Genomic DNA, 25,719 nt, shown 5'->3' on the forward strand with positions numbered 1-25,719 from the left:
CAGCTTCTGCTTGGTGCCGTTGTGCAGGACCTTCAGGCGCTCGAGCTCGGCGACGGAGTTGGCGGGAGCAGCTGCGATGGACATTGAATCTCCTAGAAAAATTACGAATTGCGGTACCCGGCGACTGACAGAGGGGTGCAGTCGAAAGGTCGTTGTGGGAGGCAGCCACGAAACCCCGATGTGTTCCCGCTGCCCTTACTGACAAGGTTATGTGCCCTGCATCACAAAAAGTATGGGTAGAACGTCAAGGGATTAATCAAAATCAATTGACGGTCTGTAAAGAACTTTCGTCCCGCCGTCGAAACTAGCCTCCGGCCCCCGCCCGCTTCGCCCGGGTGGTGAACAGGACGCCCGCAATCACCAGGCCCGCGCCGAGGACCTGCATCGCCGTGATCGTCTCGCCCAGCAGGAAGTAGGCGCCCAGCATCGTGCCCACCGGCAGGAAGTTCAGGTAAACAGAGGCCTGCGAAGCGCCCAGGATGGCCACGGCGCGGTTGTAGAGGATCAGCGCCACCACGGAGGGGAAGACGCCCAGGTAGACCAGCCCCCACCAATGGCCGCTGCTGCCCAGATCCGGCACCCCCAGGATCAGCCACTCGCCCGCCATAAACGGGAGCAGCATCAGCACGGACAACCCGGACATGACCAGCACCGAGCCGTAGGACGGGAACAGGTGCAGGTACTTCCGCACCCCGATCGAGTACAGCGCCCAGCTGGCCACGGCTCCGACCATCAGCGCGTCGCCGGCATTCCAGCCCAGGTTACCGAGCTGGAAGACCTGCCCCTCCAGAACCACCCAGACCGATCCGAAGAGCGAAAGTGCCACCCCGAAGAGCTGGATCCAGCGCAGTTTCTCCCGCAGCAGCCAGGCGCTGAGCGCCACCGTCACAGCGGGGATAGCCGCCTCCAGCACCGAGACGTTGGTGGCCGAGGTGAACTGCAACGCGGCGTACAGGAACGTGGTGAAGGCGGCGACGCCGGTCACGGTCATGAACAACAGCGGTTTGAAATGCCGCCGGAACAGCGGCGCAGCCTCCCGCGCGCCGCGGTAGCCGAATGGCAGCAGGACCACGAACGCAATGGCCACCCGCAGGAACGCGATGGTGAACGGCGGCAGGTCGGCCAGCGCCTTCCCCACGAGAATATTGCCAGAGTAAAAAACCACCACGAGAATGCACATCAGGTAGGCGCGCATCACGTGTCCTCTATGATCAGCAGCAAGGGGCAACCTCAGCATCGCCCGTTGCCGCCGCCCGCGCCAAATCGTTCCACCAACAAGGAGCTTGACCAGTGGCATCAGTATTGTTGACCGGCGGAACCGGAACCCTCGGCCGCGCCGTCGAACACGCCCTGATTGAGCACGGCGATGCCGTCCGGATCCTCAGCCGCCGCGAGCAGCCGGCCGGACGAGGACCCGGCACCTGGGCACAAGGCGACCTCAAGACCGGAGACGGGATCGACGCGGCAATCCACGGCGTCGATACGATCATCCACTGCGCAACCTCCGGCGGGCGCGGCGACATTGCCGGAATCGAAAACCTGATCGCGTCGGCCCGCAAGGCCGGCAGCCCGCACCTGATCTACGTCTCGATCGTCGGTGTGGACAGCATCCCGATGTCCTACTACCGGGCCAAATTCGAAGCCGAGCAGCGAGTGGAAACCTCTGCACTGCCGTGGACCATCCTGCGCGCCACCCAGTTCCACAACCTCGTCTCCGCCCTGTTTGCCGTCCAGCGCCGGCTGCCGCTGGTGTTCGCCCCGGACATGCGCTTCCAGCCGATCGACGTCCGCGACGTCGCATCGCATTTGGTGGAACTGGCAGCCGCCGGCCCCGCGGGCAGGACTCCGGACATCGGCGGACCGGAGATACTCACTGCCGAAGAAATCGCCCGCCTGACCCTTGAATCCCTTGGCGTACGACGGCGGGTGGTTCCGTTGCGTTTCCCCGGCAGGATGTTCGCCGCGCTCAAGGCGGGCAACAACCTCGTCCCCGGCAATCCGGTAGGAAAGCGGACCTTCGCCGAGTTCGCTGCCGAGCGTGCGGTTGCCGGTCCGTAACCCCAACCTGAAGGAGAATGATGATCGCAGCCATCCTGCACTCTGCCATGCCACCCGGAGAGGCCGGCCAGTCCGGACAAGCCGGACCAACCCGCTATGCCAATGCCAAGCCGCTGGTCATTGAAGAACTCGAGCGGCCGGAACCGCGCGCCGGCGAGCTGGGCGTGTCCATTACGTATTCAAGCCTTTGCCACTCCGACCTTTCCGTCGTGGATGGCTCCCGGGTCCGTCCACTGCCCATGGCGCTGGGGCATGAGGCGGTAGGGCGGGTAGTTACGGTGGGCGAAGGCGTCAATGACGTCAAAGAGGGAGACCACGTGGTGCTGGTTTTTGTCCCAAGCTGCGGAAGCTGCCGCGCTTGTTCCGCAGGCCGGCCTGCACTCTGCCACCGCGCCGCCGAGACCAACGGCTCCGGCGACCTGCTGCACGGCGAAGCCCTGCTGAAAACTGCCGAGGGGGAGCGGATCAACCACCATCTGGGCGTGTCCGCCTTCGCCGACTACGCCGTAGTTGCCCGCGAATCCGTCGTCGTAATCAACGATGACGTACCGGACACGGTGGCGGCGATGTTTGGCTGCGCAGTGTTGACGGGCATGGGCGCGGTGCTCAATACGGCTGCGGTCCAGGCCGGGCAGTCTGTTGCGGTGTTCGGTCTCGGCGCCGTGGGCCTGTCAGCTGTCATGGCCGCCAGCCTGGCCGGGGCGAGCCACGTCATTGCCATTGATCCGAATCCGGGCAAACACCAGTTGGCAATGGACTGCGGAGCCACCGCCGTGGGAACGCCGGAGGACGCCGGCCACCTCATCGCTGCAGCCACGGGCGACGGCGTCGACGTCGTGGTGGAAGCGGTCGGATCCGCCAAGGTCATCGCATCCTGCCTCGAGCACGTCACCCGCGGCGGCGCCGTGGTCTCCGTCGGCCTGCCCCACCCCTCGGCGGAACTGACGGTCCCGGCCCTGCAATTCGCCGGAGCGGGCAAACGCCTGCTCGGGTCCTACATGGGCGACGCGGTGCCGGCACGGGACATTCCGCTGTACCTGGAGCACTGGCGGGCAGGAAAGCTGCCCGTGGAGCTGCTGTACACGGACACCAAACCCCTGCGCGAGATCAACGAAGGATTGGATGCACTGGCATCGGGGCAGGTGGTCCGCCGCCTCTTCCAGGCCTGACGGGCCAGGACTGCTAGAAACCCCTCGCCACCGCGGCGGCCGCGCGGAGCCAGGCGCGCTGGGTCGCTGGCTGCAGGGCGTTGAACCGGATGGGCCCGTTGACCAGCGCCGGGTCGTACGGAATGCGCACTACCTCGCGGACGAATTCCCGAAAGCCGGTCTCGATCCGGTCCGCCTCGATCTTCGCGCGCTTGCGGGTCTCGCCGGTCATGCCGCGGCCGGCGTCGGTTGATTCGGAGACAATAACGACGGCGTTGCGCGCCAGTTCCGCTTCATGGTCCCCGCGTGCGGCGAGGGTCTGCAGGGTAAGGCGCGCAGCCTCGGCCCGGTCCTCCATGGCGGTTACCGGCACCACCAGCTGGTTGGTGTGGTCGATCATCCGGCGCCAGTTGGCGGAGCGGGAGGTGTTCCCGGAGTCCATGACGATCAGCCGGTAGTACTTGCAGGCCACCCGGTGCGCGATGTCCACTTCCTCCGCGGTTACCTCGTGGTCGCCTTCCTCGTTCTCGTCCGAGCGCAGCACATCGAACTTGTCCGCCGCCTGATGATGGACGTAGTGGGCGAGATCGGCCGCGTTGGATTCGGGGGAGAGGAGCTTGCCGGATGAGTCCACCAGATCCAGCACGCTCGAGGCATGCGGGCCCTGCTCGGTGCGCCAGCCCAGCGTGCCCTGCGACTCGTTGTTGTCCCATGCCAGCACCGGTCCGCCGCCGTAGCGGGCGAGGATGGCGCTGAGCATGACCACTGTCGGGGTCTTGTTGGCCCCGCCCTTGCGATTGACGACGGCGACCGTGCGCGGCCCCGGCCAATGCTGACTGACGAGCTGTACGTCCGCACGCTCGGCCAGCTCTTCCTTGGACGGCTCTACCCGCAGGCCCATTTTCGCCAGCACGCCGCGCCAGCCCTTGGTGGCCGGCTCCTTTGCCGAGCCAGTGACCAGGAAAGACGTCTCCCGCAGGTCCCGCCGGCGCCGGGCCTGCACGCCCTCCTGCGGCTGGGGATCCTGCCCGCCGTCCGCCTCCCGCGAGGACACTGGCTCGCCGTCGTTCTGCTGCCTGCGCAACCGGCGACTGGGCGGCTGGAATTCGTCGGCGCTGGTTGTGTCCGGATCAGAACGTTCTCCGGCGTCGTTGGTCCGATTGGCAGCAGCAGCTGCCGGAAAGTCCGGAACTTGCCTGGTCATAGCCGTCCTATCATCCGGGGAGGTGAAATGATTTACTACTGATCATCTCCGGCCAGCTTCAGATGAACAAATGAAAACGGCATGAATGAAGCATCTGTGGATAGTTCCGCCCCTGCCGGGCGCGGCTGCCTTGCGGCGCTTACCGCCCGTTGTCGTCGAGCTCGTAGCGGTACGTGCGGGCGTTCACGCCGTCCCGGGTGGGGTGCTCGTCCACCACGCTCCAGTTGAGGCGTTCGTAGAAGGGTGCCGCATTGCCTTCGCCGAGCAGTGTGACCAGCTCCGCCCGCGTGGCACCCGCAGCGCTCGCATCCTCCAGGAAGCGGTTGAGGAGTTTCTGGCCGGCACCGGTGCCCCTCGCAGCGGGGTCAACGGCAATGGCGGTAACGACGGCGATCTGCCCGCCGGACGTAGCGTTGGACTCAGTTCCGGCCGTTGCGCGGCGCGCAGCACTGGACTCAGCACCGGACGCAGCACCGGACGCAGCACCCGACGAAGTGCCGGCGGCCGGTCCGGGAGTGCGATGTGACTTCGGGGTGAGGATCCGCTTGAGGTAGGCCCGCCCGCGGGTGCGGACGAAGTGGGCGCCGAGCCGGGGCCGCTGGGCCAAAGCCAGCAACCCGGCCAAGGCAAGACGGACGCGGTGGCGGCGAACGACGTCGTCAATATGGCGGAACTGGTCCGTGGAGCCAACGAGGAAGCCAACGGCCTGCGCACCCTGGGCGTCGACGCGCTCGGCAACCAGCGCGATGCCAAAGGGCGAGTCGAGGAAACTCGCATGCCAGCGGCGGACAAAACGCTCGCCCATCTGCGGGAACAGCCCGTCGGGCACGTAACGGCACTGCCACGCCGCCATGGTGGTGAGGTCGGTCGGCGTGGCCGGGCGCACGGTTACGCTCGGAACGTCTGGGGCAGGCAAATTAACTCCTGGGACGGGGAGGTGGCCAGCACCGAACGCGGTTGTATCAACTGTCGACTGCAGACGGCCCACTCCTCTTTCTTTGATGACGTCTCATCTAATGTCTGTGTGCACAGTGTAAACGACCAACCTTTCCGCAAACTGACAGGCTCAGCAAGGCGGCCGCGTCTGATCAAACGGACCCCTCCCCAAGCGGCCCGTCCGCTCCTAGACTTAACGCTTGGGGCGTGGACCGCCCGCGCCTTTTCAGTAATCGGGTTCATTACAGAATGCAGGTGAGCGCAATGACTGGTCGTGTAGTGCATTTCGAGATTCCCGCGGAAGACGAGGAACGGGCTAGGAACTTTTACAATGCGGCCTTTGGCTGGAACATCCAGCCCATGCCGGAACTGAATTACAACATGGTCATGACCACGCCGACGGATGACCAGGGCATGCCGAGCGAACCGGGCGCGATCAACGGCGGTATGTTCCGGCGCGAAGGTGAGCTGAAGACCCCTATTATTACGCTCGACGTCGAGGACATCGATGCTGCGCTGGAGAAGGTGGGCAGCCTGGGCGGGTCCACGGTGGAAGCCAAAATGGCCGTCGGCGACATGGGGTTCGCGGCCTACTTCCGGGACAGCGAGGGGAATCTGATGGGCCTGTGGCAGACCGCCGCGCCCTCCGCGGGATAGGGGGCAATCCGGCGGTTGCCCTTGCGGGAACGGCCATGAATGGCAGAATCGCACTCATGAAGCTCCACCTGCCGCTCGCATGGCCCGCATCGCCGCCATCGCACGCCGGCGTGGTGCTCCGCCCGTTCCGCGACTCCGACGCGCACCTCGCCGCCGAGCTCACGCAGGATCCGTACATTCAACTGATCAGCACCATTCCGGTCCGGCCCACCGAGGAAGAAGCAATGGAGTGGATCCTGCACCAGAACGGGCGCTTCACCGAGGGGGTGGGCTACTCCTTCGCCATCGCCGACGCCGCGACGGACCGGGCGCTCGGCCAGATCGGCATGTGGCTGAAGGCGGTAGAAACGGGAAGAGCGACGGCGGGATACCTGGTTGCGCCGTCGGCGCGCGGCCGGGGCGTGGGCGCCGCGGCATTGATAGCGCTCACGTGCTTCGCGTGGACACTGCCCGTTCTGCATCGGGTGGAGCTGTACATCGAACCGTGGAACACCGGCTCCATCCGCACGGCCGAAGCCGCCGGCTACCAGCGCGAAGGACTGCTGCGCAGCCACCAGGCCATCGACGGCGAGCGTCGGGATATGCTGCTCTACGCCGCCATCCGGCCCTAGTGCGGGCGTGCCTCATGATGGGCGCGCCCGTGGGAGCGCCGGTCCTCTTTCATCTCGGCCTCGAACAAGTGCCGCTTACCCTCGGCGAGCTCATCGCGCGCGGCCTGCTCCACTGACTTGAACGCGGCGTAGTAGTTGTCGTCGTAGTCCTCGACGATCTGGAACGTCCACCGTCCATCGATCACATTCCGCCCCACAACGTCCTGCTCGACCCGGTCGGCCAGCTCGCCGTGCCCGGCCTTGCGCAGGAGCTGCGCAGCCTCTCCCAGGGCGAGGTCGGCCTTACCCGTCAGGCGGTGGAAGCCGTACAGATAGCCGCGGGCGTGTTCAACGACCTCCAACGCCTCGGACAGCTTGCCCAGCGCTTCAACCGTAGCGTCACTGGTGCCCTCGGGGCGGCGGTGGGAATGGTCAGGACCTTCATTCGGAAGCGTCGTCATGGGGAAATTATTGCCGTTGGAAGCGCAAAGCGCGACGCCGGCGCCCAACTTGGCACCGACGTCGCACTTGGTTTTTTGGTTTTCTCGAAGGGACTACGGCAGCTGCGGGTCCACGCCGTATTGCTCGGCCAGATCGGTGATCACGGCGTGCGCGCCCTGGATGCTGACGGAGGCGACAAAGGTTTCGTCGTCGACGTGGACAACGTCGCCCTTCAGTCGCTCCCACAGCGGGTTGGACTCGAAGGTCTTCTGCTGTTCGCGGGAGGCGTCGCCCTCGGCACCCGAAGGCGTCCAGGCGCTGACCATGACCAGGCCGGCGTCGGCCTTGAGGATCTGCTCCTCGGAGAGCGGGACGAAGATGGATTCGGTGGTGTCCGGCGCGCCTTCGGGGCGGGGGATGTTCATGTCCGCCATGATCTCGCCGATGAACGAATCGGTGGAGTAGAGGCGCGCGGTGTCCTCGCCGGCGAAGCGGAGCAGGGAGTAGGTGGCCTCGGGGTTCTTCGCGAGGATTTCCTCGCCCACCTTCTTGGCACGCTCCTCATAGCCGGCCACGAGCTCTTCGGCCTTGTCCTTCTTGCCCAGCGCCTCGCCGAGGAAGACTACGTTTTCCTTCCAGGTGGGCCCGGTGCTGACGGAGAAGATGGTCGGCGCGATCTTGGAGAGCTGGTCGTAGAGTGCCTCGTGGCGGACCTGCGCGGAGACGATCACGTCCGGCTCAAGCTCGAGGATTTTCTCCAGGTTGGGCTCGGCGAGGGTGCCGACGTTGACCGCGTCAGCAGTGGCTTCGTCGACGTCGCCGAGGTAGTCGGCGAACGGGTCGCCCGGATCCTGCCGGTACTGGACGTAGCCGACCAGATCGGCCTCAAGCAGCAGCGCGGCATCGATGTAGCTCGGGTCCAGCGCGACGACGCGCTTCGGCTCGGATTCGATGGTGGTTGAACCCATGGCATGTTCCATGGTCAGCGGGTAGCCCGAGCCGCCCGCGGGAGCCGAGGCGGCTTCTTCGGTGGACGCCGGTGCGCCGCAGGCCGCGGTGCCCAGGAGCGAGGCGCCGGCCACCAGGGCCAGCAATTTGGTCAGAACGGGTGTTTTCATGCGAGTCTCTTTCACGGTCCGATCGGCATAAGCCGCGTAACTTAGGTAAGGCTAAGCTTGTCCCCGCCGTAGACTGTAGCAGTCGAAAAGACCGACGCTCCAAACCTCCCGTAATAGAAGGCGCTTTGAAAACTGTGGATGCACCGGCCACGGGCACAGACTCCATTCCGGCTGCCGGGCTGCGCGAAACCGCGCTGCGGCTGCCCGTGCGCAGCGGAAAGGTGCGGCTGCGCTGGTTGGCGGCGGCCGTCGTCGTACTTTGCGCCGCCGTGCTGGCCAGTGTCTGCATCGGCAGCCAGCCCTCGTCACTGGCGCAGGCGTGGCATGCGGTGGTGACGCCGTCGGGAACCAACATGGACGTGACCATCCTGCAGCTGCGCTGGCCCCGGACGTTGACCGGGATTGCGGCCGGCATCTGCCTCGGCGTGGCCGGAACGCTCTCGCAGGGTCATACGCGCAATGCCGTGGCGGATCCGGGGCTGCTGGGCATCAACCAGGGCGCCGCGCTGGCCATCGTCGCGGTGACCGCCATTGCCGGTCAGGTGCTCCCGCTGACCCAGGCCGTGCTGGCATTCGGCGGGGCGCTGCTGGCCAGCGTGTTCGTGTTCCTGATCGGCACCGCCGCCCGGCACGGGTCCACGCCGATCACGCTGGTGCTGGCCGGCGCCGCCGTCACCGCCCTGTGCACGGGGCTGGTGACCGGGATCGTGCTGCTGAACGAGGCGGCCCTGGACACCCTGCGCTTCTGGCAGGTGGGCTCCATCGCCGGGCGCAACGACATCCTGCGGGCCATCTGGCCCTTCCTGCTGGCGGGCCTGGTGCTGGCGGCGATGAACATTCCGGCGCTGAACGCGCTGGCGCTGGGCGAAGACACCGCCCGGTCCCTGGGCATCTCGGTGCTGTGGGCGCGCTGCGCGGGCATCGGAGCCATCACACTGCTGGCCGGATCCGCCGTGACCATGGCCGGCCCGATTGCGTTCGCGGGACTGCTGGTTCCGCATATCGCCCGGGCGATGGTGGGGGCCGACTACCGCTGGCTGCTGCCGGCTTCCGCGGTCACCGGCGCCGCGCTGCTGCTCCTGGCCGATACCGCCGGACGGGTCATCGCGCGTCCGGGTGAGCTCTCCGTGGGCGTGGTGCTGGCCGTCATCGGCGCCCCCTTCTTTGTCTTCCTGGCCCGCCGCCGCAAGCTGGTGACCGTATGAGCACCGTGACCCGTAACGGCGGCAAGGTCCGGTCGCTCCGGGTGCTGCGGGCCGGGCCGCTCTCCATCCGGATCAGTCCCCGCGGACTCTCCGTGGGCGGAGTGCTGATCCTGGTGCTGGTGGCGGCCATGGCCATCCACGTGGCCAACGGCGGCACACCGCTCGCCCTGCTTGACGTGCTGCGCGCGCTGCTCGGCGACACCTCCGATTCCAAGGTCCATCTGGCCGTGACAGAGTTCCGCGCACCGCGGATGGTTGCCGCCGTCGTCGCCGGTGCCTGCCTCGCCGCCGCCGGCGCCATTACGCAGACCGTGGCCAGAAACCCGTTGGCCAGCCCCGACGTGCTGGGCGTGACTGCCGGGGCCTCGCTCGGTGCGGTGACAGTGCTGGTGCTTGCCGGCGGCGGGAGCGCCGGTCTGAGCGGGCTGGCCGCAACCATGGGCATGCCGCTGGCGGCCTTCGGCGCGGGCGTACTCAGCGGCGTCGCGGTCTACCTGCTGGCCTACCGCAGCGGGATCGACAGCTACCGGCTGGTCCTGGTTGGCCTGGGCATCAACGGTTTTGCCGTCAGCCTGACCACCTGGCTGCTGACTCTCGGCGACGTCAGCAGCGCGGCCCAGGCCCTGACCTGGATGATGGGTTCGCTCAACGGCAAGGACTGGGCACTGGTGCAGCCGATGGGCGTCATTGCCGCGGCGCTGCTGCTGGCCGCCGTCTTCTGCGGACGGTGGCTGCTGCTGACCAGCCTGGGTGAGGACACCGCCGTCGGACTTGGTACCCGGGTGGGCGCGGTGCGGCTGACGGCCCTGACCATCGCCGTGCTGCTGGCGTCGGTGGGCACCGTGGTCGCCGGGCCGCTGGTGTTCGTGGCGCTCGCCAGCCCGCAGATTGCGCGCATCCTGACCGGTTCGGTGGTGCCCCCGGTGGCAGTTTCCGCGTTGGTGGGCGCCGTGTTCGTGCTGCTGGCCGATACGGTGTCCGCCAACGCCCTGAGCGTTGCGCTGCCCGTCGGCGTTGCCACCGCCGTCGTCGGCGCCCCCTATTTGATCTACCTGATTCTGCGCTACCAACGGAGGCTCACATGAGCGCGCCCAGCACCGGCGGGCGGTTGCGCGCCGACGCCCTGACCCTCGGCTACGACGGCCCCGACATTGTCCGGGAACTGTCGCTGACCGTGCCGGATGCCGCCATTACCGCCGTGATCGGCCCCAACGGCTGCGGGAAGTCCACCCTGCTGCGCGGGCTGGGCCGGCTGCTCGCGCCGCGGTCCGGAGCGGTGACGCTCGACGGCGAACCCCTGGCCAAGCTGTCCACCCGCCACGTTGCCACCCAGCTGAGCGTGCTGCCGCAGACGCCGGCCGCGCCGTCCGGACTGACCGTGGCGGACCTGGTTTCGCGCGGGCGGCACCCCCGGCAGAAGTGGTACCAGCAGTTCTCCGTGTCGGACGAGGCCGTGGTGCTCGACGCACTGGCGGCGACGGACAGCCTCGGGCTGGCGGACAAGCCGCTGGAGGATCTGTCCGGCGGCCAGCGCCAGCGGGCATGGATCTCCATGACGCTGGCCCAGGAGACCGACATCCTGCTGCTGGACGAACCCACCACCTACCTCGATCTGGCCCACCAGGTGGAGGTCCTGGAGCTGGTCCGCCGGCTCAACCGGGACCGCGGCCGCACCGTGGTGATGGTGCTGCATGACATCTCGCTGGCGGCCCGCTACAGCGATCACATGGTGGCCATGAAGGACGGACGGATCGTCGCGCAGGGAACCCCGGCAGAGGTGGTCACGCCGGAACTGCTGCTTGAGATCTTCGGGCTGGCCGCCCAGGTGGTGCAGGAGCCGACAGCCGGACGGCCGCACGTCATTCCCCTCGGCGCTGCCGTTTAGCCAACCTGTTGGCCCACCTAGGCGGCTGTTTGGCTGCGCCCTGAGGTCGGGCGGCTAGCCGCAACCTTGCCGGACGGGACCGTGCAGGGCACGCCCCTACTGCGCCTGACTACCGAAGGAGGTAGAGACCGCGAAGTCCCCGCCGACAATGTAGCTGCGGCGGTACTCGAGCGGTCGGCCTCCCGCATAACCCACGCGGTCGATCAGGAGCAGAGCGGTGTCCGTGGTGCACTGCAGCGACCTCGCCTGTTCCTCGGTGGCGATGACGGCCGTGAGCCGTTCTTCGCCGCCATCCAGCGAGATCCCGCACGCTTCCTCGAGCTCCTGGTACAGGGCAGTGTTGGAAAAGTCCCGCTCCAGCAGCGGTCCGACCTGTTCGGCCGGCAGCCAGACGTCATCCAGCGCCAGCGGAACGCCGTCGGCATAACGCCGTCGTGAGAGGTGGAACAGCGGTTCATCCGCCGGGAGCATCAGCCGCTGGGCCACTGCTTCGTTTCGCCCCACCTCCTGGGCCAGGACGTCACTGTAGTGCTCCATTCCGGCTTCCTGCAGGGTGGCGAAGAGGCTGTATACGGGACCGTAGGCTGTGCTTTTTCCTGCGACGACCTGTGGCAGGGCAACGGGCTTGCGGCCGCGTTGCGCGGTGACCAGCCCGGCCTCGCGCAGGGGGCGCAAGGCAGCGCGGATACTGCCGCGGCTCGCACCGTATTCGTTGGCCAGTGCCAGCTCGCCGGGAAAACCATCGCTGAATTCGCCCTTCTGCAGCCGGCGTTGCAGATCCCGGCTGATGGCTTCCCACAGCGGAGTTCCGGGCGCGGTGCTGCCAGACCCTGCAGCCGAAGGTTTTGCATGGTCCTGACCGGTCACGTAGCCTCCATGTGGAGAAATGTATAAACATTTGCGGCCGCTCCGGCCGCAACGAGGAGCCTGAATGCCGTCGCCCAAGCCAACTGCCCCAGCCAGTAACCCCCGCAACCGTAACTTTACCGTGACGGCCACGGTCCTGGGCGTGGCTGTGCTCCTGCTCTTCGTTGGCATCTTCGCCTTCCAAGGGGGTAAATCGCAGCAGGCCGCCAGCGCTGGACAGGGTGAACAGGCCGGACAGAATGCCCAGCGGGGCAGTGAAGGTGAACTGGACATGTCCCGGCGGATCGCGAATGACCCCACGGCCCTGGGTGCCGTGGATGCGCCGGTGGTCATGGTCGAGTATTCGGACTACCGGTGCCCCTTCTGCGGCCTCTTTGCCCGCGACACACTGCCCGCCCTGGTGGAAAAGTACGTCGACAGCGGAGAGCTGCGCATCGAGTGGCGCGATCTGCCGGTCTTCGGCGAGGAGTCCATGGAGGCCGCACTGGCCGGGCGTGCGGCGGGGGAGCAGGGCAAATTCTGGGAGTTCAACAAGGCCGTCTACGCTGCCGCACCTGAACGAGGGCACGCGGACCTGAACCGAGGGCGCTTGATCGAGTTCGCCGAGCAGGCCGGCGTGCCGGACATGAAGAAATTCGAAGCGGACCTGGACTCGAAGCAGCTGCGTCAAGCAGTTACCCGGGACGCTCAGGAAGCGGCCTCTCTCGGCGCCACCGGAACACCTACCTTCCTGGTCAACGACACTCCCTTTGTCGGGGCCCAGCCGCTGGAGGCGTTTGAACAGGCCATCGACGCAGAGCTGAACGAAGCCGGGCTGAACGAAGCGGGAAGCAAGTAATGGAAATCGGCTACGCAGGCGCCTTCCTCGGCGGACTGCTCACGCTGCTCAGCCCGTGTTCAGCCTTACTGCTGCCGGCGTTTTTCGCCTATGCCTTTTCCACCAAGACGCGACTGGTCGCCCGGACGGCGCTGTTCTACGCGGGCCTCCTCTCCACCCTGGTACCGCTGGGGGTCTTCGCCGGGGCGCTCGGATCCCTGGCCACCCAGCACCGCCATGTCCTGGTGGCGGTGGCGGCCACCCTGGTCATCCTGCTCGGCGCGGCGCAGATCCTCGGCCTCCGGCTGCCGGCCGTCATCTGCAACAACACACAATCAGGTTCTTCCGGCCTGTCTGTCTTTGTCCTCGGGACGGTCTACGGTGTTGCCGGGGTCTGCACCGGCCCGATCCTCGGCTCCATCCTGACCGTGGCAGCCGTTGGCAGCAACGCGATGTACGGCGGCATCCTGCTGGCGATTTATGCGCTCGGCATGGCGCTGCCGCTCTTCGTGCTGGCGCTGGTCTGGGACCGGCTGGGCATCAGCGGGCGCCGCTGGCTGCGTCCGCGACCGCTGGTGATCGGCCGCTGGTCCAACTCCTGGATCATGGTCATCTCCGGCATCCTCTCCATCGGCATCGGAGTCCTGCTGCTGGTGACGGACGGAACGGCAGGGCTGGGCGGCGTGCTCAGCGTGGGAGACCAGTTCCGGTTGGAAACCACGGTCAGCGGCGCGGCGTCGGGCGTCTCCAACCTGGTCTTCGCCGGCATCGCCTCGGCGGTGCTGGTTGTCGCCGTCGTGCTGTATCTCAGGAGCCAGCGGACCCCGCGCGCAAGTGGCAGCTTCGCCTCGGTCAGCGCTGCTGCCCGGGACAACAAGGAAGAGCGATGAAAAGCGGCCTTGCGTCGCTGAAGGGGGCCCTTGCGCTGTGGCCGCGCCGACGCTGGCTGGCCGCGCTCGCAGCCGCAGCCGCCACATATGTAGTGGTAGCCGTCCCGACCGATCTGATCAACACGCCGTTTTTCGTCCGGGAGGTTCCGCCGACCTGGTGGTCCTTCCCGGTTCTGGCCATCACGGCAGCGCTCACAGGCTTGGTGGCCGCGACCTACGTAGCGCGATTGCCGGAGGTGTCACCGGAGCGCGGGCAGCGGTTCGGCATCGCGGGCGCCATCGTCTCGTTCTTTGCCGTCGGCTGCCCGGTCTGCAACAAACTGGTGCTCCTGGCACTGGGCACCTCCGGCGCCATGCAGTATTTTGAGCCGGTCCAGCCGCTGCTGGCAGTGGTGTCGATCGGCCTGCTGGGCTGGGCGTTCTACCGGCGTGCAACGTCCGAAGACCGCTGCGCGGTACTGCAGAAAACAACGACGCCGGCACTCACCGGCCGCTGAACCTCCGGCGGGCGAACCTATCCCGGAGTGTCCTGCCTATTGGGGACGGCAACGGCGTAGACGGTCCGCTCCTTCGTCGGGAACAGGGCTGTCCCATCGGCCAGCATGGACACCGGAAGGGCAAAGTCGCCGGTGTCCAGAATGGCGCCGGATTCGATGTCGATCTTGGCCGCTACACCATCGAGCTCGCCGTAGGCCACGCCAGGGCCCGCCGCTGTGACTCTCGCGCTGCGGGCGAAGCTCTTGGTCCATACGGTGCCTTCATCAGGGCGGACGGCGGTGTTCATCTGCGAGCCGTCGGCCAGTTCGGACGCCAGCAAGACCGTTCCGGACGACTCCTCCACCGCTGCCATCCCGGCCGGCGATCCGGCAAGCTGTCCCAGCGGTTCGCCGGTTCGAAGGCTGTAAATAGCGTCCTGAGGCTCCTTGCCCTGCTCCTCCCAGCGCAGCACCACAATGCCCCCGGTTGCCGGACCGTAGCTGCCGGTGAATCGGACCGTCGCGCCCGCAGTTGTCCCGCTCAGCCGGGTGAGCTCGTCCGCGGACCACAGGGTGCCGCCGGAACCGGTATCAACGGCCGAGAACCCGGTTCCGGAGCCGATCAAGGCCGCGCCGTGATGTTCATAGAGAGCAGTTTCGCCCGCCGGGGTTTCGACGACGGTCCCGGTGCTCGCGTCCAGCAGCGTGCCTGGAGTGGTTCCGGCCGTGAGCGCCTTCGGCGTATTGGCGAAGATGAGTCCGTTTCCCGCGGAGGGGCCGGGAACTTCCGTGGGTCCCCACAGCACTTCACCGCTGGCGGCAGAGAAGGCGGTCGCCGTCGTGACGCTGACCGGACCCTGCCCATCTTGTCTGGCGTCGGAATCAAGAATAACGACGGCGGGTTGCCCGCCAACGCTGGTAAGCACAGTTCCCACACACGACGGATTGGTATCAACGCGCCAGAGGGTGCCTTCGGCATTGAAGCCGTAGAAGCTCAACGATGATCGGCCGTCCCGGGGGAAGACGGAACCGATGAAGGTGGCACCCGCGGACGCCGGGGCACTGTCGATCCTGACCTCGGAAGTCACCTCGAATCCGGGGAAGACGCGCGGGTCCGCGGTCTCACCGTGGAGAGAGGTGGGCGGGTTGCCGATGTCTACCCGGTGCACGGTGGGCAAGGCGGGGTCCGGTGAGCAGGCGGTAACACCGAGCAAGGCGACAAGGACAAGGCTCGCAGCGGTTCGCCGTCGTAAATGTCTATACATTTCGCTGGCCACGCTATCATGCACAGGAAAGCTTTCCCGCCCGCGCATCGCGGGCACAGGACCGACCGAGGAGGAACCATGCCAACGGTGGACAATCCCAGGCAAGATGCCGGTGCCGAATTCAAGGCGCTGGGGCTGCTGGTTCACGGGGCGGGCCCAGGCGCCCAGGACTGGCTGCCGGGGGTGCTGCGCAGCGCAACCAACGCGGCAGACGCGCTGCCGGCGGGGACCACCATCGAAGTAGTCATCCAGGGCCCCGGGGTTGCCCTGCTCTCCGGCGGATCCGGGTTTGCCGACGAAATCGGCGCCGTCCTGGAGCGGCAGATCCGGGTCCTGGCCTGCGGAAACAGCTTGCGTTCGGCCGCCGTGCCGCCTGAGCAGCTGCTGCCGGGCGTGGCCGCAGTCCCGGCCGCCATCGCCCACATGGCCAGCAGGCAATGGGAAGGCTGGGCCTACGTCCGGCTCTAGGCCGAAGTTACGTCCGCTCCAGGAGCTGCCTAGTTCGCCAGGTACGGGTAGTCCGTGTAGCCGGGAGCGCCGTCGGTGTAGAAGGTCTTCGAGTCCGGATCGTTCAGCGGAAGGTTTTCCTGCCAGCGGCGGGCAAGATCCGGATTCGCGATGGCCGGGCGGCCCACCACAACGCCGTCGGCCAGTCCGTCGTCGAGGATGGCCAGCGCTTCTTCGCGGGTGGTAATGACGCCGAAGCCGTTGTTGAGCAGCACCGGACCACCGAAGCGCGCGCGCAGTTCCTGGACCAGTGTGCCAGCCGGCTCCTTGTGCAGGATGCTCAGGTAAGCCAGGCCCAGCGGGGCAAGGCCGTCCATCAGCGCGGCGTAGGTTGCCCGGGTCTCTTCGGCATCCAGTTCCAGGGCGCCCTGGACATTGTGTTCGGGGGAGATGCGGATGCCCACCCGGTCCGCACCGATCTCGGCGGCAACGGCGGCGGCAACCTCGATGACGAACCGTGCGCGGTTCTCCGGTGATCCGCCGTACTGATCGGTGCGCTGGTTCGAACTCGGCGCGAGGAACTCATGCAGCAGGTAGCCGTTGGCCGAGTGCAGTTCCACCCCGTCCAGGTCAGCTTCCACGGCGTTCCGCGAGGCCAGCACAAATTCGTCGATGATGCCCGGCAGCTCATCCGTGCCCAGGGCACGGGGAACAGGGTACGGCTTTTTGCCGTCATAGGTGCGGGTCTCGCCGTCGATCGCAATGGCGCTCGGCGCGACGACTCTATGGCCGCCGTTGGTGGCTTCGTGCGTGACGCGGCCGGCGTGCATGACCTGGGCGACGATCCGTCCGCCGTCGTGATGGACAGCGTCCGCGACAGCCCGCCAGCCGTCGATCTGTTCCGGCGTGACCAGGCCCGGCTGGCGCTGGAAGCCCTGTCCCGCGTAGCTGGGGTAGGCACCCTCGGTGACGATCAGGCCCAGCGAGGCGCGCTGCCGGTAATGCTCGACGACGAGCGGTCCCGGAACGCCGTCCACACCGGAGCGCATGCGGGTCAGCGGCGCCATGATGAGGCGGTTGGAGAGGTCGAGGGCGCCGACGGACAGCGGGGTAAACAGGCTCACAAAAGTCCTTCTTCTTAGGCAATGCTTCCGCAGGGGCAACCAAGCGGGCAGACAAGTTATTCCAGCCGGACCCCGCGGGTGAAGCCTGGCGCTACCTAATCCTCGTAGAACGTCCTCGCCGGTCCCTGGTCCAGGGAGGTCACGATTCCCGCAGCGACCTCGCGCAGTTTGATGTTCCGGGTGCTGGAGGCGGTCTTCAGGATTTCGACGGCGGATTCCTGGCTGCATCGGTTCTGCGCCATGATGATGCCCACGGCGACGTCGATGTCGGTCCGGGAGACCAGCGCAGCCTTCAGGTTGTCGGCGGTTTCGGCGAGATGGGCGAAGCGGACCGCCAGCATGAGGCCCAGCGATGTCTGCCGCACGAACTGCTCGACCAGCGCAATGGACTTCTCGTCGAACCGTCTGGGCCGGTGGGAGTAGAGGTTCAGCGCGGCCTTGGTGTCTTCCTGAAGGTGGAACGGAACGGCAAGGATGGATCGCACGCCATGCTGGAGCACCGCCGTGGTATATTGCGGCCACCGCTCTTCCGTCTCAAGATCGGGAATGAGGACATTGACCTGGTCACGCGAGGCGGTCATGCAGGGACCGTCGCCGAAAGCGTACTGGATCTCGTCCATGGCCTGCGCGTCTTCACTGCTGCTGGCCACGGTGGCGGATCTTTTGTGCCGAAGCAGGGTGATGCCGGTGAGGACCTCGTCGCCCGGCGTGGAGAGGCTGGAGGAGGACAGGCGGGCCAGCCCGTCCAGAAATTCCCCGACGTCGGTGCTGTTGAGAACCAGTTCCTGAAGGTGCTGGCTCAAGTGGGTATCGGTCTTAGCGGTGGACTCAGTGCTCAAGAACGTAGGTGCCGTTTCACTCATGCACTGCGCGGGCGTCCAGCCCTCGAAGAGCAATCCAAAGCGGCCCGCTGCTGAACCGTACCGAAAAAGTATAGGCCAACGGCAAGGCCTCCGGCGGCATACTGCCCTGTGGCGGGAGTAATGCCGGACACATGCGCTCAGTCGTCCCCGCTGCCGAGGATAGCCCAAGCGAAGGGGCCCAGCTCCAGCCCGTCGCCGCCCACCCCGACGTCGCCGCCGCGGGCCAAAACCGTGCGGCTGTCAGCAGGCGCGTCGACACTCACGGGACTGCCGGCGAGGTTGAGCGCCACGGTGATGCAGTGCCCGTCGGCCAGCGATTCGTAGACAAGGTGTTCGTTGGCCAGTGCCAGGACCCGGGTGCGCGCCCGGTGCAACCAGGGAAGACGACGCCGGACGCCAATCAGCTCCTGATGCAGCCGGTAAATGTCCACGCCCAGGTTGCTGAGTTCCGCCGGACTGTCCGGGAACGCCGGCCGCACCGCGTCGTCCCCGCCGGCACGGTCCTCCTTCACCCCGCGGAACCCCTGTTCGTCGCCCGCATAGATGGACGGCGTGCCTCCCAGCGTCAGGAGGATAACGACGGCGTGGGGCAGCAGCGCGGTATTGCTCAGCTTGCTGGCCAGCCGGGTGACGTCATGGTTGCCCACGAAGGTCAGCGGGGCGAAGGACTCGAGGAAGCCGTTGTGCCGGTCCAGCGCGGCGGACAGTTCGTAGAGGTTGACGTCGTTGAGCGAACTCCAGACGGCCTTCCACAGCTCGTACTGGGTCACTGAGCCGAGCTTTCCTTCGGCTACCGCGGCTGCGTAGTCCCCGTGGATGAACTCGCCGACGAAGTACGCGTCCGGATAGTCGGCGCGGACCGCGTCCAGCACCGGGGCCCAGAACGACGGCGGAACCGCATAGGCCGCATCCAGCCGCCAGCCATCCGCGCCGCGGGCCAGCCAGTACTTCATCACCTCGACCACGAAATCGCGCACCTGCGGTTCCACGTGGTTCAGGGCGACCAGGTGGTGGTGCCCCTCGAAGTCCTCGTAGTCAGGTTCCGTGCCCGGGCTCCATTGCCCCTCGGGCCAGGAAAGCTTGAACCAGGACGACGACGGCGCTTCCGGCCCCTCCCGGAGAACCTGCTGGAACCGGTCAAAGCTGCGGCCCACATGGTTGAAGACCCCGTCCAGCAGGACCCGCAGTCCCCGTGAATGGGCCGCCGCAATGAAGTCCTCAAAGTCGGCTTCGTCCCCGAGGCGCGGATCGATGCGGAAGTAGTCGGTGGTGTCGTAGCCGTGGGTTTCGGCGGCGAAAACCGGTCCGAGTGCAATTCCGGAAGCACCGAGTTCCACCACATAGTCCAGCCACGCCGTCAGCCGCGGCAGCCGGTGCTGCACCTCGCTGCCTTCAGCGGGAGCGTCTCGTTCCGCCCCGACGAACCCCAAAGGGTAGACCTGCCACCATATGACGTTTTCGACCCAACCCGGCCTGGCCATGAATGCCTCTTTCCGTTGTGGACGCTGCTGCCGCAATTGTGTCAGCAATTGGACACATGGACTCCCCAAAGTTCTTCCCACACGGTAGTTTCAAGAGTACGATCGTAGGTCCCGCGAGGAGAATTATGGCTCAATCCGTCATAAGGGCGACGGCATGATCCGGCTCCGGCAGCTGGCGCAAGCCGCGTCCGTTCTGACAACCCCGTTGGCTCCGGAAGATATCCTGTCCCTGTTCAACCCGGTGTTCTCGGCCCGCCAGCTGCGCGGCGTCGTGACCAAGGTTGTTCCGGAGACAACCGGTTCAGCCACCATTTATTTCCGTCCCGGCCCGGGCTGGAAGGCGCATCAGGCAGGCCAGTGGGCACGCATCGGCGTGGAGCTGGACGGCGTACGCCACTGGCGTTCCTATTCGCTGAGCACTGCCGCCGGAGAGGACCCGGCCATCACGGTGACCGACATCGGGGCCGTTTCCGGTGCCTTGGTGCGCAAGGTCAAACCCGGCGACGTGCTGTTCCTGGCCGCGCCCCAAGGGGACTTTGTCCTGCCGGAACAGCCCCGGCCGCTGCTGATGCTCACCGCCGGCAGCGGCATCACCCCGGTGATGTCGATGATCCGCACACTGGTGCCGGCCCGTCCGGATGCAGACGTAGTGCTGATCCACTCCGCCCGGACCCCGCAGGACAGCATCTTCGGGGAGGAACTGTACGAACTGGCCGACCAGTTCCCCCGCCTGCAAGTCATCCACCAGTTCACTGCCGAACACGGCCGGCTCGACTTCAATTCGCCCGCCGAGCTGGACCGGCTTTGCCCGGACTGGCGGGAACGCGCCGCCTACGCCTGCGGCCCCGAAGGCTTCCTTGACGATGCCGAAGCGCTTTGGGCGCGCGAAGCGGCTGTGTCCAAAACCGGCGTTCCTGCGGTTACCGGCGCCCTGACCATCGAACGCTTCAGTACCGGCCTTGCCGGCGGCGAAGGGCACGACGGCGGTCTGGTCACCTTCGAGGCGTCCGATCGCGAAATCGAGGCGGACGGAAATACCCCGCTGCTCGACGTCGGCGAAGAGGCCGGTATTCTGATGCCCAGTGGCTGCCGGATGGGGATCTGCCAAAGCTGCCTCGCACCACTACGCGCCGGGCAAGTCCGCGACCTGCGGACCGGGGAAGTCCTCGGCGAACCAGGCCAACTCATCCAGACATGCATTACGGCAGCCGCCGGACCCGTCAACCTGGATCTCTAAGGAGGAAAATTATGGAAAGCGTTTCCACTACGGCTACAGCCCGCAGGACCGGTGCGCTCGCCGCGTCTGGTCATCCGCTGGTCCGCCCGCCGGCCGCCGCCCACCTCTCCGATGAGCAGGTTGCCGAGCTCGGCCGCGAGCTGGACGCCATCCGCGACGAAGTCATTGCCGAGCGCGGCGCCTCGGACGCCGCCTACATCCGGCGGGTGATCAAGGTCCAGCGCGGACTTGAGATCGCTGGCCGCGCGGCACTGCTGGCCGGGCGCAACAAGACCGCGTGGGTCACCGGCACCACCCTCCTGAGCTTCGCGAAGATCCTGGAGAACATGGAGATCGGCCACAACGTGCTCCACGGCCAGTGGGACTGGATGCGCGATCCCGACATCCACTCCACCACGTGGGAATGGGACTTCGTCACCCCGGCCCGTTCCTGGCAGCACACCCACAACGACCTGCACCATCGCTGGACCAACGTGATCGGTAAGGACAAGGACGTCGGCTACAACCTGCTGCGCATGTCTCCGGACCAGCCATGGCGTCCCTTCAATCTGGGCAACCCGCTGTGGAATGCAATCCTGGCGCCCGTGTTCGAATGGGGGATCGCCATCTACGACCTGGAACTGGTGGATTACCGCGAAGGCACGAAGTCCAAGGCCGCTATCGTCAGGGACCTCAAGGCCATGGGCCGCAAGGCCTTGCGCCAGTTCACCAAGGACTACGCCGCCACGCCGGTCGTAGCCATGGTTACCGGATCCGGCAAGCAGGCACTCTGGGGAACGCTGGCCGCCAACGCCGTCCGCAACGTCTGGGCGCATGCGGTCATCTTCTGCGGCCACTTCCCGGACGGGGCGGATACCTTTACCGAGGAAATGGTCGACGGCGAAACCCGCGGCGACTGGTACGTGCGCCAGATGATCGGATCGGCAAACATTTCCGGTTCCAGGTTCATGCACCTGATGACCGGAAACCTGTCCCACCAGATCGAACATCACCTGTTCCCCGATCTGCCCTCCAACCGTTACATCGAGGTGGCCCCGAAAATCCGCGACATCTGCCGGCGCTACGGATTGCCTTACAACTCCGGGCCCCTGTTCAAGCAGGTCGGCTCCTCCTGGGCGAAGGTCTTCAAATACGCGCTCCCGGACAAGGCTGCGCCGGCGTCCTGACACCGGCTCCGCGTTTTCTTGACATTCCTTCGCCACCTCCCCGAGGAATCATGTCAAGATGCCCGCTTGGATTGCTTCTTGACTTTCCTTCCCGGCGGGAACAGTGTTTGTGCAGCGCTAAAAAGCTGCAGCGTACCAACCGGCAGCGGTGGGTTCGTACAAACCGGCAGCGGTGGGTTGCGCTGGGGAAGTGTGGCGCACCATGGAATCAACCGGCACGGGTCCAGGCACGGACGCCGGTCGACAATCCGGTGAAGGCATCCGCCGGGCGACCGGAGGGTTGTTCATCATCAGCGCCCTCACGTTCGCCGGGGCGGCCACCGCCTTATCGGCGATGTTCGATTGGCCGGATATCCTGCGCGAGCCGGCCGCCGTAGTGCTGCCCGCCTTTGCCGCCGGAGGCCCGGCGCTGGTCTGGACCTGGTTTGCGACCGCCTGGACGTACGGGATTCTTGCCGTTCCGATCCTGCTGCTGCCTTCCGTACTGGGCCGGCGCGAGGACGCGGTACTGCGCGCGGCCACCTACTTTGGTGCCACGTCTGTGGTGCTGTCGCTGATCGGATTTCTGCGCTGGGTCTTCGTCGTGCCGCAGCTGGCCGAGGCCTACGTCGCGGGCGACGACGCCGCCAGGACCGCGGTGGACGCCGCCTGGACTGCCCAGCACCAGTACGGCGGCGCGCTGCTCGGTGAGCACTTGGGCCAACTGCTGGTCATTGGCTGGACGGTCACACTCAGCGCGGTCATCCTGCACAGCCGCGTCCTGCCGCGCTGGCTCGGCGCGGCCGGACTTGTCACAGGGGCCCTCTACCTGCTCAACCAGGGGGACATCCTGGCCACAGCCGTGCCCGGTTTCCCCGTCTGGGACCTTGCAGGGCTGATTGGGAGCTCAACCTGGGGACTGTGGGTGGCGGCTCTCGGCGCCGTCCTCCTGCTCAGGCGAACGCCGTCGCCCGCCGTGACTCCGCAGTAGGCCCGGCTGTGACTCCATCAAACTCAGCCGGTGTGTCGTCCCGTGAGCTTGTCCCGAAGCCGGTCGACCATGCCGACGCCGGGGCCGACGGTCTTATGAAACAGCTCGGAGTGCGGTGCGTGTGGGTGCGGGCGGGTCGGCGCCAATTTCTTGGCGTTCTGCACCTTTTCGCCCAGATCGACGAGTTTCTCCGGAGGGATGTGCGCGCGTAGCTGGGGGAACTGCTCCGACTCCTCGTCCTTGGCGTGATGGCGCAATTTCGCCTCCAGTTCGCGGATAAGTTCCATGAATTCCGGGTCAGCGGCGTCGACGTCTTCAACCTGCTTCATCAACCGGACTATCTCGTCGTGCTCCTGCTTATCGTGCTCGACCTCCTTCGCGCCGTTCGGCACGTGCTCCTCTACTGCCGGGTAGACGAACATTTCTTCGGCGACGGCATGACGCATAACTTCGGCAATCACGGTGTCGGCCAGATCCCGGCGCTGGCTGGGATCGGCCGTGCTCTCGATCTGTCCGATCAGCGCGACCATCTCCCGATGGTCGGTTGTGAGGATATCGACGACATCTGTGCTGGTTCCACCACTATTGGTCATGAGACGTCCCTCCTTTGGGTCGTTGCTCCCGTGCGTTGGCAGGAACGGCCAACGTACCACCGCTTAACAGCAAGATCCATGGCCTGCCCGGAGTCTGGAGGATTGCCAGCGTTCTCCCGCCAAAGTGAGCCCACCCGGCAACCATCAGCATACTGAGCAGTAGGCTTTGACCATGCAGAAACCCCTGGTCCAGCAAAAGACTCCGCTCAAAGTCGTCATGGTCGCCATCGTTGCGGCGCTCGGCGGCTTCCTGTTCGGCTTCGACAGCGCCGTGATCAACGGCGCCGTCGACGCGGTGCAGCAACAGTTCGGGCTGGGCAGCGTACTGCTCGGCTTTACCGTCTCCTGCGCACTGCTCGGCGCCATGATCGGCGCCTGGCTGTCCGGCCCGCTCGCCGACCGCCAAGGCCGGGTTCGAGCCATGCTGGTGGCCTCCGTCCTCTTTACGATCTCGGCCATCGGCTCCGGCCTCGCCGTCGGCGTGACCGACCTGATCATCTGGCGCTTTATCGGCGGCATCGGTGTCGGCATGGCATCGGTCCTGGCCCCGGCCTACATTGCAGAGGTCTCGCCCGCGCACAGCCGCGGCCGCCTCGGTTCGCTGCAGCAGTTGGCCATCGTGCTCGGGATCTTCGTAGCGTTGCTGACTGATGCGTACCTGGCCGCAGTGGCCGGCGGAGCGGGAGAGCCAATGTGGTTCGGGCTGGAAGCCTGGCGCTGGATGTTCCTGGCCGAAACCGTTCCCGCCGTGCTGTACGGGCTGCTGGCCCTCCAGGTGCCCGAATCGCCCCGATATCTGGTAGCCAAAAACGAACTTGTGGGCGCTGCCAAGGTGCTGCGCGACGTCGTTGGTCTTAACGGCAAACAGGCGGTGCAGGACAAGATCCAGGCCATCCGCGAAACCATCCACAGTGAGGAACGGCAGGGTCTCAAAGACCTGATGGGAGGGAAGGGCTGGCTGCTGCCGATCGTGTGGGTCGGCATCTTCCTTTCCGTCTTCCAGCAGTTCGTTGGCATCAACGTGATCTTCTACTACTCCACGAGCCTGTGGAGGTCCGTGGGCTTCAACGAGTCCGATTCCTTCAGTATTACCGTCATCACCTCGGTGACCAACATCTTGGTGACCGTGGTGGCCATCATGCTGGTGGACAAGGTGGGGCGCAAACCGCTGCTGGTAGCCGGCTCGATCGGCATGCTGCTCTCGCTTGGCGCGATGGCGCTGTGTTTCAGCCAGGCCATCGGGACGGGTGAAGACGTCACCCTGCCGCAGCCGTGGGGCGTGGTGGCACTGATCGCGGCCAACCTGTTTGTGGTTTCCTTCGGCGCCACCTGGGGTCCGGTGGTTTGGGTATTGCTGGGGGAGATGTTCCCCAACCGGATCCGTGCCGTAGCGCTCTCCGTCGCCGCGGCCGCGCAGTGGCTGGCCAACTTTGCCATCACCACCACGTTCCCGTTCCTCGCAGACATCGACCTGACGCTGGCCTACGGGTTGTATGCGTTCTTCGCGCTGTTGTCCCTGGTATTCGTCTGGAAGTTTGTGCCCGAAACCAAGGGCAAGGAACTCGAGGCTATGTAGCTTTGCCATGTACCGTCACCAAGGGGGTTCGTTTGGCTGTAGCGGCCACTCATCGAACGGCCGGTTCCAGTCATCCGGTCCGTCTCCTGTCAGTGGCTGGCTGGAAAGCGCGGACTTCTGGGGCACGTCTGACGCGGTAGGCATCTCGGCCGACTTCGGTTGGCTCGGTGGCAAGTCCGTAATGGGCTCCATCAGCGGCAGCAGTGTCTCTGCCTGTTGGCCTGGTGGACCGGAGCCGGGTACCAGTGAGAGTTCTGCCGGTTGAGGTGGGGGTTCTGCGGCGGTCCCGTTCTCGACAATCGTGGACTGGGCTTGGGCGCGGGGCAGGGGTGTGCCGGCGAGTCGGTATCGGTTGCGGCGGGGTTTTTGGTCGGGGTCGATGTAGCGGGGCGGGATGAACCAGGGGATTCCGTCCCGGACTTCGATTCTCCAGTTTTCGTCGTGCAGCAAATGGTGGTGGTAGCTGCACAAAAGACAACCATTGTGGACTGAAGTTGGGCCGTTGTGTTTTTCCCAGAATTTGATGTGGTGTGCTTCGGTCCAGGGTGCGGGCATGGTGCAGTCGGGGAAGGCGCAGCCTTTGTCCCGGGCGACGAGGGCGCGGCGCTGCGCGGGGGTGAACAGCCGCTGGGCGCGTCCGATGTCGAGGATTTCGCCTTTGCCGCCGAGGACCAGGGGGATGAGGTCGGCGTCGCAGGCGATTTT

At 66.1% G+C, this 25,719-nt stretch carries 27 protein-coding genes; 15 read left to right on the forward strand and 12 right to left on the reverse strand.

All coding sequences use genetic code 11. The features are described from left to right. Positions 1-304: 304 nt before the first annotated feature. Positions 305-1,195: a DMT family transporter gene (locus B0G38_RS22155; RefSeq protein ID WP_264671492.1), complete on the reverse strand. Its 891-nt coding sequence runs from the start codon at positions 1,193-1,195 to the stop codon at positions 305-307. A 95-nt stretch (positions 1,196-1,290) separates the two neighbouring features. Here B0G38_RS22155 and B0G38_RS22160 point away from each other — a divergent pair, with 95 nt between their 5' ends. Further along, the gene (locus B0G38_RS22160) at positions 1,291-2,058 is read left to right on the forward strand and encodes an SDR family oxidoreductase (protein WP_264671469.1); all 768 of its coding nucleotides are present in this window, start codon (positions 1,291-1,293) and stop codon (positions 2,056-2,058) included. A gap of 20 nt (positions 2,059-2,078) precedes the next feature. Beyond that, complete coding sequence (locus B0G38_RS22165; RefSeq protein WP_264671493.1) at positions 2,079-3,227, forward strand: zinc-dependent alcohol dehydrogenase family protein; 1,149 nt, start codon at positions 2,079-2,081, stop codon at positions 3,225-3,227. Between the two features lie 13 nt (positions 3,228-3,240). Here B0G38_RS22165 and B0G38_RS22170 read toward each other — a convergent pair whose 3' ends face one another. Both B0G38_RS22170 and B0G38_RS22175 read right to left on the reverse strand, forming a co-directional pair. Next, positions 3,241-4,410 carry a MinD/ParA family ATP-binding protein gene (locus B0G38_RS22170; RefSeq protein ID WP_264671470.1) on the reverse strand — a complete coding sequence of 390 codons (1,170 nt, stop codon included), beginning with the start codon at positions 4,408-4,410 and terminating at the stop codon, positions 3,241-3,243. Between the two features lie 139 nt (positions 4,411-4,549). Further along, positions 4,550-5,326, reverse strand: a complete 777-nt coding sequence (locus B0G38_RS22175; protein WP_264671471.1) for a GNAT family N-acetyltransferase — start codon at positions 5,324-5,326, stop codon at positions 4,550-4,552. A gap of 284 nt (positions 5,327-5,610) precedes the next feature. Between B0G38_RS22175 and B0G38_RS22180 the strand changes: the two genes are divergently transcribed. Together B0G38_RS22180 and B0G38_RS22185 are read left to right on the forward strand one after the other, a co-directional pair. Then, positions 5,611-6,003 carry a VOC family protein gene (locus B0G38_RS22180; protein WP_169991747.1) on the forward strand — a complete coding sequence of 131 codons (393 nt, stop codon included), beginning with the start codon at positions 5,611-5,613 and terminating at the stop codon, positions 6,001-6,003. A 35-nt stretch (positions 6,004-6,038) separates the two neighbouring features. Continuing rightward, the gene (locus B0G38_RS22185) at positions 6,039-6,614 is read left to right on the forward strand and encodes a GNAT family N-acetyltransferase (RefSeq protein ID WP_264671472.1); all 576 of its coding nucleotides are present in this window, start codon (positions 6,039-6,041) and stop codon (positions 6,612-6,614) included. Here the strand turns inward: B0G38_RS22185 and B0G38_RS22190 are convergent. Together B0G38_RS22190 and B0G38_RS22195 are read right to left on the reverse strand one after the other, a co-directional pair. Continuing rightward, entirely contained in the window at positions 6,611-7,054 is a 444-nt protein-coding gene (locus B0G38_RS22190) for a hypothetical protein (RefSeq protein WP_264671473.1), read from the reverse strand. The two genes, B0G38_RS22185 and B0G38_RS22190, sit on opposite strands and share 4 nt — an antisense overlap. 93 nt (positions 7,055-7,147) lie before the next feature. Next, positions 7,148-8,152 carry an ABC transporter substrate-binding protein gene (locus B0G38_RS22195; RefSeq protein WP_264671474.1) on the reverse strand — a complete coding sequence of 335 codons (1,005 nt, stop codon included), beginning with the start codon at positions 8,150-8,152 and terminating at the stop codon, positions 7,148-7,150. A gap of 134 nt (positions 8,153-8,286) precedes the next feature. Here B0G38_RS22195 and B0G38_RS22200 point away from each other — a divergent pair, with 134 nt between their 5' ends. From B0G38_RS22200 to B0G38_RS22210, 3 genes are read left to right on the forward strand one after another with little or no spacing between them, the layout of a single operon-like run. After that, on the forward strand, positions 8,287-9,357 hold the full coding sequence (locus tag B0G38_RS22200; RefSeq protein WP_264671494.1) for a FecCD family ABC transporter permease: 1,071 nt from the start codon (positions 8,287-8,289) through the stop codon (positions 9,355-9,357). Then, positions 9,354-10,442 (forward strand): FecCD family ABC transporter permease, encoded by a 1,089-nt coding sequence (locus B0G38_RS22205; RefSeq protein ID WP_264671475.1) that lies wholly within the window; start codon positions 9,354-9,356, stop codon positions 10,440-10,442. The genes B0G38_RS22200 and B0G38_RS22205 overlap by 4 nt, the downstream gene beginning before the upstream one ends. Further along, positions 10,439-11,242, forward strand: a complete 804-nt coding sequence (locus tag B0G38_RS22210; protein ID WP_264671476.1) for an ABC transporter ATP-binding protein — start codon at positions 10,439-10,441, stop codon at positions 11,240-11,242. The genes B0G38_RS22205 and B0G38_RS22210 overlap by 4 nt, the downstream gene beginning before the upstream one ends. Before the next feature lie 96 nt (positions 11,243-11,338). Here B0G38_RS22210 and B0G38_RS22215 read toward each other — a convergent pair whose 3' ends face one another. After that, entirely contained in the window at positions 11,339-12,109 is a 771-nt protein-coding gene (locus tag B0G38_RS22215) for a GntR family transcriptional regulator (RefSeq protein ID WP_264671477.1), read from the reverse strand. A gap of 64 nt (positions 12,110-12,173) precedes the next feature. Here B0G38_RS22215 and B0G38_RS22220 point away from each other — a divergent pair, with 64 nt between their 5' ends. Genes B0G38_RS22220 through B0G38_RS22230 form a run of 3 tightly spaced genes read left to right on the forward strand, consistent with a single transcriptional unit; the run spans position 12,174 to position 14,313 of the window. Then, a complete protein-coding gene (locus tag B0G38_RS22220; RefSeq protein WP_264671478.1) occupies positions 12,174-12,947 on the forward strand; it encodes a DsbA family protein in 774 nt (257 codons plus the stop codon). Continuing rightward, the gene (locus B0G38_RS22225) at positions 12,947-13,816 is read left to right on the forward strand and encodes a cytochrome c biogenesis CcdA family protein (protein ID WP_264671479.1); all 870 of its coding nucleotides are present in this window, start codon (positions 12,947-12,949) and stop codon (positions 13,814-13,816) included. Before B0G38_RS22220 ends, B0G38_RS22225 begins: the two co-directional genes overlap by 1 nt. Beyond that, on the forward strand, positions 13,813-14,313 hold the full coding sequence (locus tag B0G38_RS22230; protein ID WP_264671480.1) for a hypothetical protein: 501 nt from the start codon (positions 13,813-13,815) through the stop codon (positions 14,311-14,313). Before B0G38_RS22225 ends, B0G38_RS22230 begins: the two co-directional genes overlap by 4 nt. Positions 14,314-14,330: 17 nt before the next feature. Here the strand turns inward: B0G38_RS22230 and B0G38_RS22235 are convergent, their stop codons facing one another. After that, complete coding sequence (locus B0G38_RS22235; RefSeq protein WP_264671481.1) at positions 14,331-15,470, reverse strand: hypothetical protein; 1,140 nt, start codon at positions 15,468-15,470, stop codon at positions 14,331-14,333. A gap of 165 nt (positions 15,471-15,635) precedes the next feature. On the opposite strand from B0G38_RS22235, the gene B0G38_RS22240 reads away from it, so the two are divergent. Further along, a complete protein-coding gene (locus B0G38_RS22240; protein ID WP_264671482.1) occupies positions 15,636-16,025 on the forward strand; it encodes a DsrE family protein in 390 nt (129 codons plus the stop codon). A 29-nt stretch (positions 16,026-16,054) separates the two neighbouring features. On the opposite strand, the gene B0G38_RS22245 is transcribed toward B0G38_RS22240, so the two are convergent. The 3 genes from B0G38_RS22245 to B0G38_RS22255 form a co-directional block, all read right to left on the reverse strand. Then, positions 16,055-17,128 (reverse strand): alkene reductase, encoded by a 1,074-nt coding sequence (locus tag B0G38_RS22245; protein ID WP_264671483.1) that lies wholly within the window; start codon positions 17,126-17,128, stop codon positions 16,055-16,057. Between the two features lie 95 nt (positions 17,129-17,223). Further along, positions 17,224-17,967: a GAF and ANTAR domain-containing protein gene (locus B0G38_RS22250; RefSeq protein WP_264671484.1), complete on the reverse strand. Its 744-nt coding sequence runs from the start codon at positions 17,965-17,967 to the stop codon at positions 17,224-17,226. Positions 17,968-18,128: 161 nt separating this feature from the next. Further along, positions 18,129-19,472 carry an alpha-amylase family protein gene (locus B0G38_RS22255; RefSeq protein WP_264671485.1) on the reverse strand — a complete coding sequence of 448 codons (1,344 nt, stop codon included), beginning with the start codon at positions 19,470-19,472 and terminating at the stop codon, positions 18,129-18,131. 154 nt (positions 19,473-19,626) lie between these two features. Here B0G38_RS22255 and B0G38_RS22260 point away from each other — a divergent pair, with 154 nt between their 5' ends. From B0G38_RS22260 to B0G38_RS22270, 3 genes are all read left to right on the forward strand, one after another. After that, the gene (locus B0G38_RS22260; RefSeq protein ID WP_264671486.1) at positions 19,627-20,709 is read left to right on the forward strand and encodes a ferredoxin reductase; all 1,083 of its coding nucleotides are present in this window, start codon (positions 19,627-19,629) and stop codon (positions 20,707-20,709) included. 11 nt (positions 20,710-20,720) lie between these two features. Further along, positions 20,721-21,875 (forward strand): fatty acid desaturase family protein, encoded by a 1,155-nt coding sequence (locus B0G38_RS22265; RefSeq protein ID WP_264671487.1) that lies wholly within the window; start codon positions 20,721-20,723, stop codon positions 21,873-21,875. Positions 21,876-22,077: 202 nt separating this feature from the next. Further along, positions 22,078-22,845: a DUF4386 domain-containing protein gene (locus B0G38_RS22270; protein WP_264671488.1), complete on the forward strand. Its 768-nt coding sequence runs from the start codon at positions 22,078-22,080 to the stop codon at positions 22,843-22,845. 23 nt (positions 22,846-22,868) lie between these two features. On the opposite strand, the gene B0G38_RS22275 is transcribed toward B0G38_RS22270, so the two are convergent. Beyond that, a complete protein-coding gene (locus B0G38_RS22275; RefSeq protein ID WP_264671489.1) occupies positions 22,869-23,438 on the reverse strand; it encodes a hemerythrin domain-containing protein in 570 nt (189 codons plus the stop codon). A gap of 172 nt (positions 23,439-23,610) precedes the next feature. On the opposite strand from B0G38_RS22275, the gene B0G38_RS22280 reads away from it, so the two are divergent. After that, positions 23,611-25,014, forward strand: a complete 1,404-nt coding sequence (locus B0G38_RS22280) for a sugar porter family MFS transporter (RefSeq protein WP_264671490.1) — start codon at positions 23,611-23,613, stop codon at positions 25,012-25,014. A gap of 15 nt (positions 25,015-25,029) precedes the next feature. Here B0G38_RS22280 and B0G38_RS22285 read toward each other — a convergent pair. Then, positions 25,030-25,719: HNH endonuclease (locus B0G38_RS22285; protein WP_264671491.1), on the reverse strand; the 690-nt coding region annotated here is incomplete at its 5' end.

It is taken from the genome of Crystallibacter permensis (genome assembly GCF_025960875.1).
GTDB lineage: Bacteria > Actinomycetota > Actinomycetes > Actinomycetales > Micrococcaceae > Crystallibacter > Crystallibacter permensis.

Excerpts from the sequence above, each read along its gene's own strand:
- B0G38_RS22210 (WP_264671476.1), top strand. The coding sequence starts at position 10,439 with ATGAGCGCGCCCAGCACCGGCGGGCGGTTGCGCGCCGACGCCCTGACC.
- B0G38_RS22170 (WP_264671470.1), bottom strand. The coding sequence starts at position 4,410 with ATGACCAGGCAAGTTCCGGACTTTCCGGCAGCTGCTGCTGCCAATCGG.
- B0G38_RS22185 (WP_264671472.1), top strand. The coding sequence starts at position 6,039 with ATGAATGGCAGAATCGCACTCATGAAGCTCCACCTGCCGCTCGCATGG.
- B0G38_RS22240 (WP_264671482.1), top strand. The coding sequence starts at position 15,636 with ATGCCAACGGTGGACAATCCCAGGCAAGATGCCGGTGCCGAATTCAAG.
- B0G38_RS22195 (WP_264671474.1), bottom strand. The coding sequence starts at position 8,152 with ATGAAAACACCCGTTCTGACCAAATTGCTGGCCCTGGTGGCCGGCGCC.
- B0G38_RS22275 (WP_264671489.1), bottom strand. The coding sequence starts at position 23,438 with ATGACCAATAGTGGTGGAACCAGCACAGATGTCGTCGATATCCTCACA.
- B0G38_RS22180 (WP_169991747.1), top strand. The coding sequence starts at position 5,611 with ATGACTGGTCGTGTAGTGCATTTCGAGATTCCCGCGGAAGACGAGGAA.
- B0G38_RS22270 (WP_264671488.1), top strand. The coding sequence starts at position 22,078 with ATGGAATCAACCGGCACGGGTCCAGGCACGGACGCCGGTCGACAATCC.
- B0G38_RS22155 (WP_264671492.1), bottom strand. The coding sequence starts at position 1,195 with ATGCGCGCCTACCTGATGTGCATTCTCGTGGTGGTTTTTTACTCTGGC.
- B0G38_RS22255 (WP_264671485.1), bottom strand. The coding sequence starts at position 19,472 with ATGGCCAGGCCGGGTTGGGTCGAAAACGTCATATGGTGGCAGGTCTAC.
- B0G38_RS22190 (WP_264671473.1), bottom strand. The coding sequence starts at position 7,054 with ATGACGACGCTTCCGAATGAAGGTCCTGACCATTCCCACCGCCGCCCC.
- B0G38_RS22265 (WP_264671487.1), top strand. The coding sequence starts at position 20,721 with ATGGAAAGCGTTTCCACTACGGCTACAGCCCGCAGGACCGGTGCGCTC.
- B0G38_RS22225 (WP_264671479.1), top strand. The coding sequence starts at position 12,947 with ATGGAAATCGGCTACGCAGGCGCCTTCCTCGGCGGACTGCTCACGCTG.
- B0G38_RS22230 (WP_264671480.1), top strand. The coding sequence starts at position 13,813 with ATGAAAAGCGGCCTTGCGTCGCTGAAGGGGGCCCTTGCGCTGTGGCCG.
- B0G38_RS22260 (WP_264671486.1), top strand. The coding sequence starts at position 19,627 with ATGATCCGGCTCCGGCAGCTGGCGCAAGCCGCGTCCGTTCTGACAACC.
- B0G38_RS22280 (WP_264671490.1), top strand. The coding sequence starts at position 23,611 with ATGCAGAAACCCCTGGTCCAGCAAAAGACTCCGCTCAAAGTCGTCATG.
- B0G38_RS22165 (WP_264671493.1), top strand. The coding sequence starts at position 2,079 with ATGATCGCAGCCATCCTGCACTCTGCCATGCCACCCGGAGAGGCCGGC.
- B0G38_RS22205 (WP_264671475.1), top strand. The coding sequence starts at position 9,354 with ATGAGCACCGTGACCCGTAACGGCGGCAAGGTCCGGTCGCTCCGGGTG.
- B0G38_RS22220 (WP_264671478.1), top strand. The coding sequence starts at position 12,174 with ATGCCGTCGCCCAAGCCAACTGCCCCAGCCAGTAACCCCCGCAACCGT.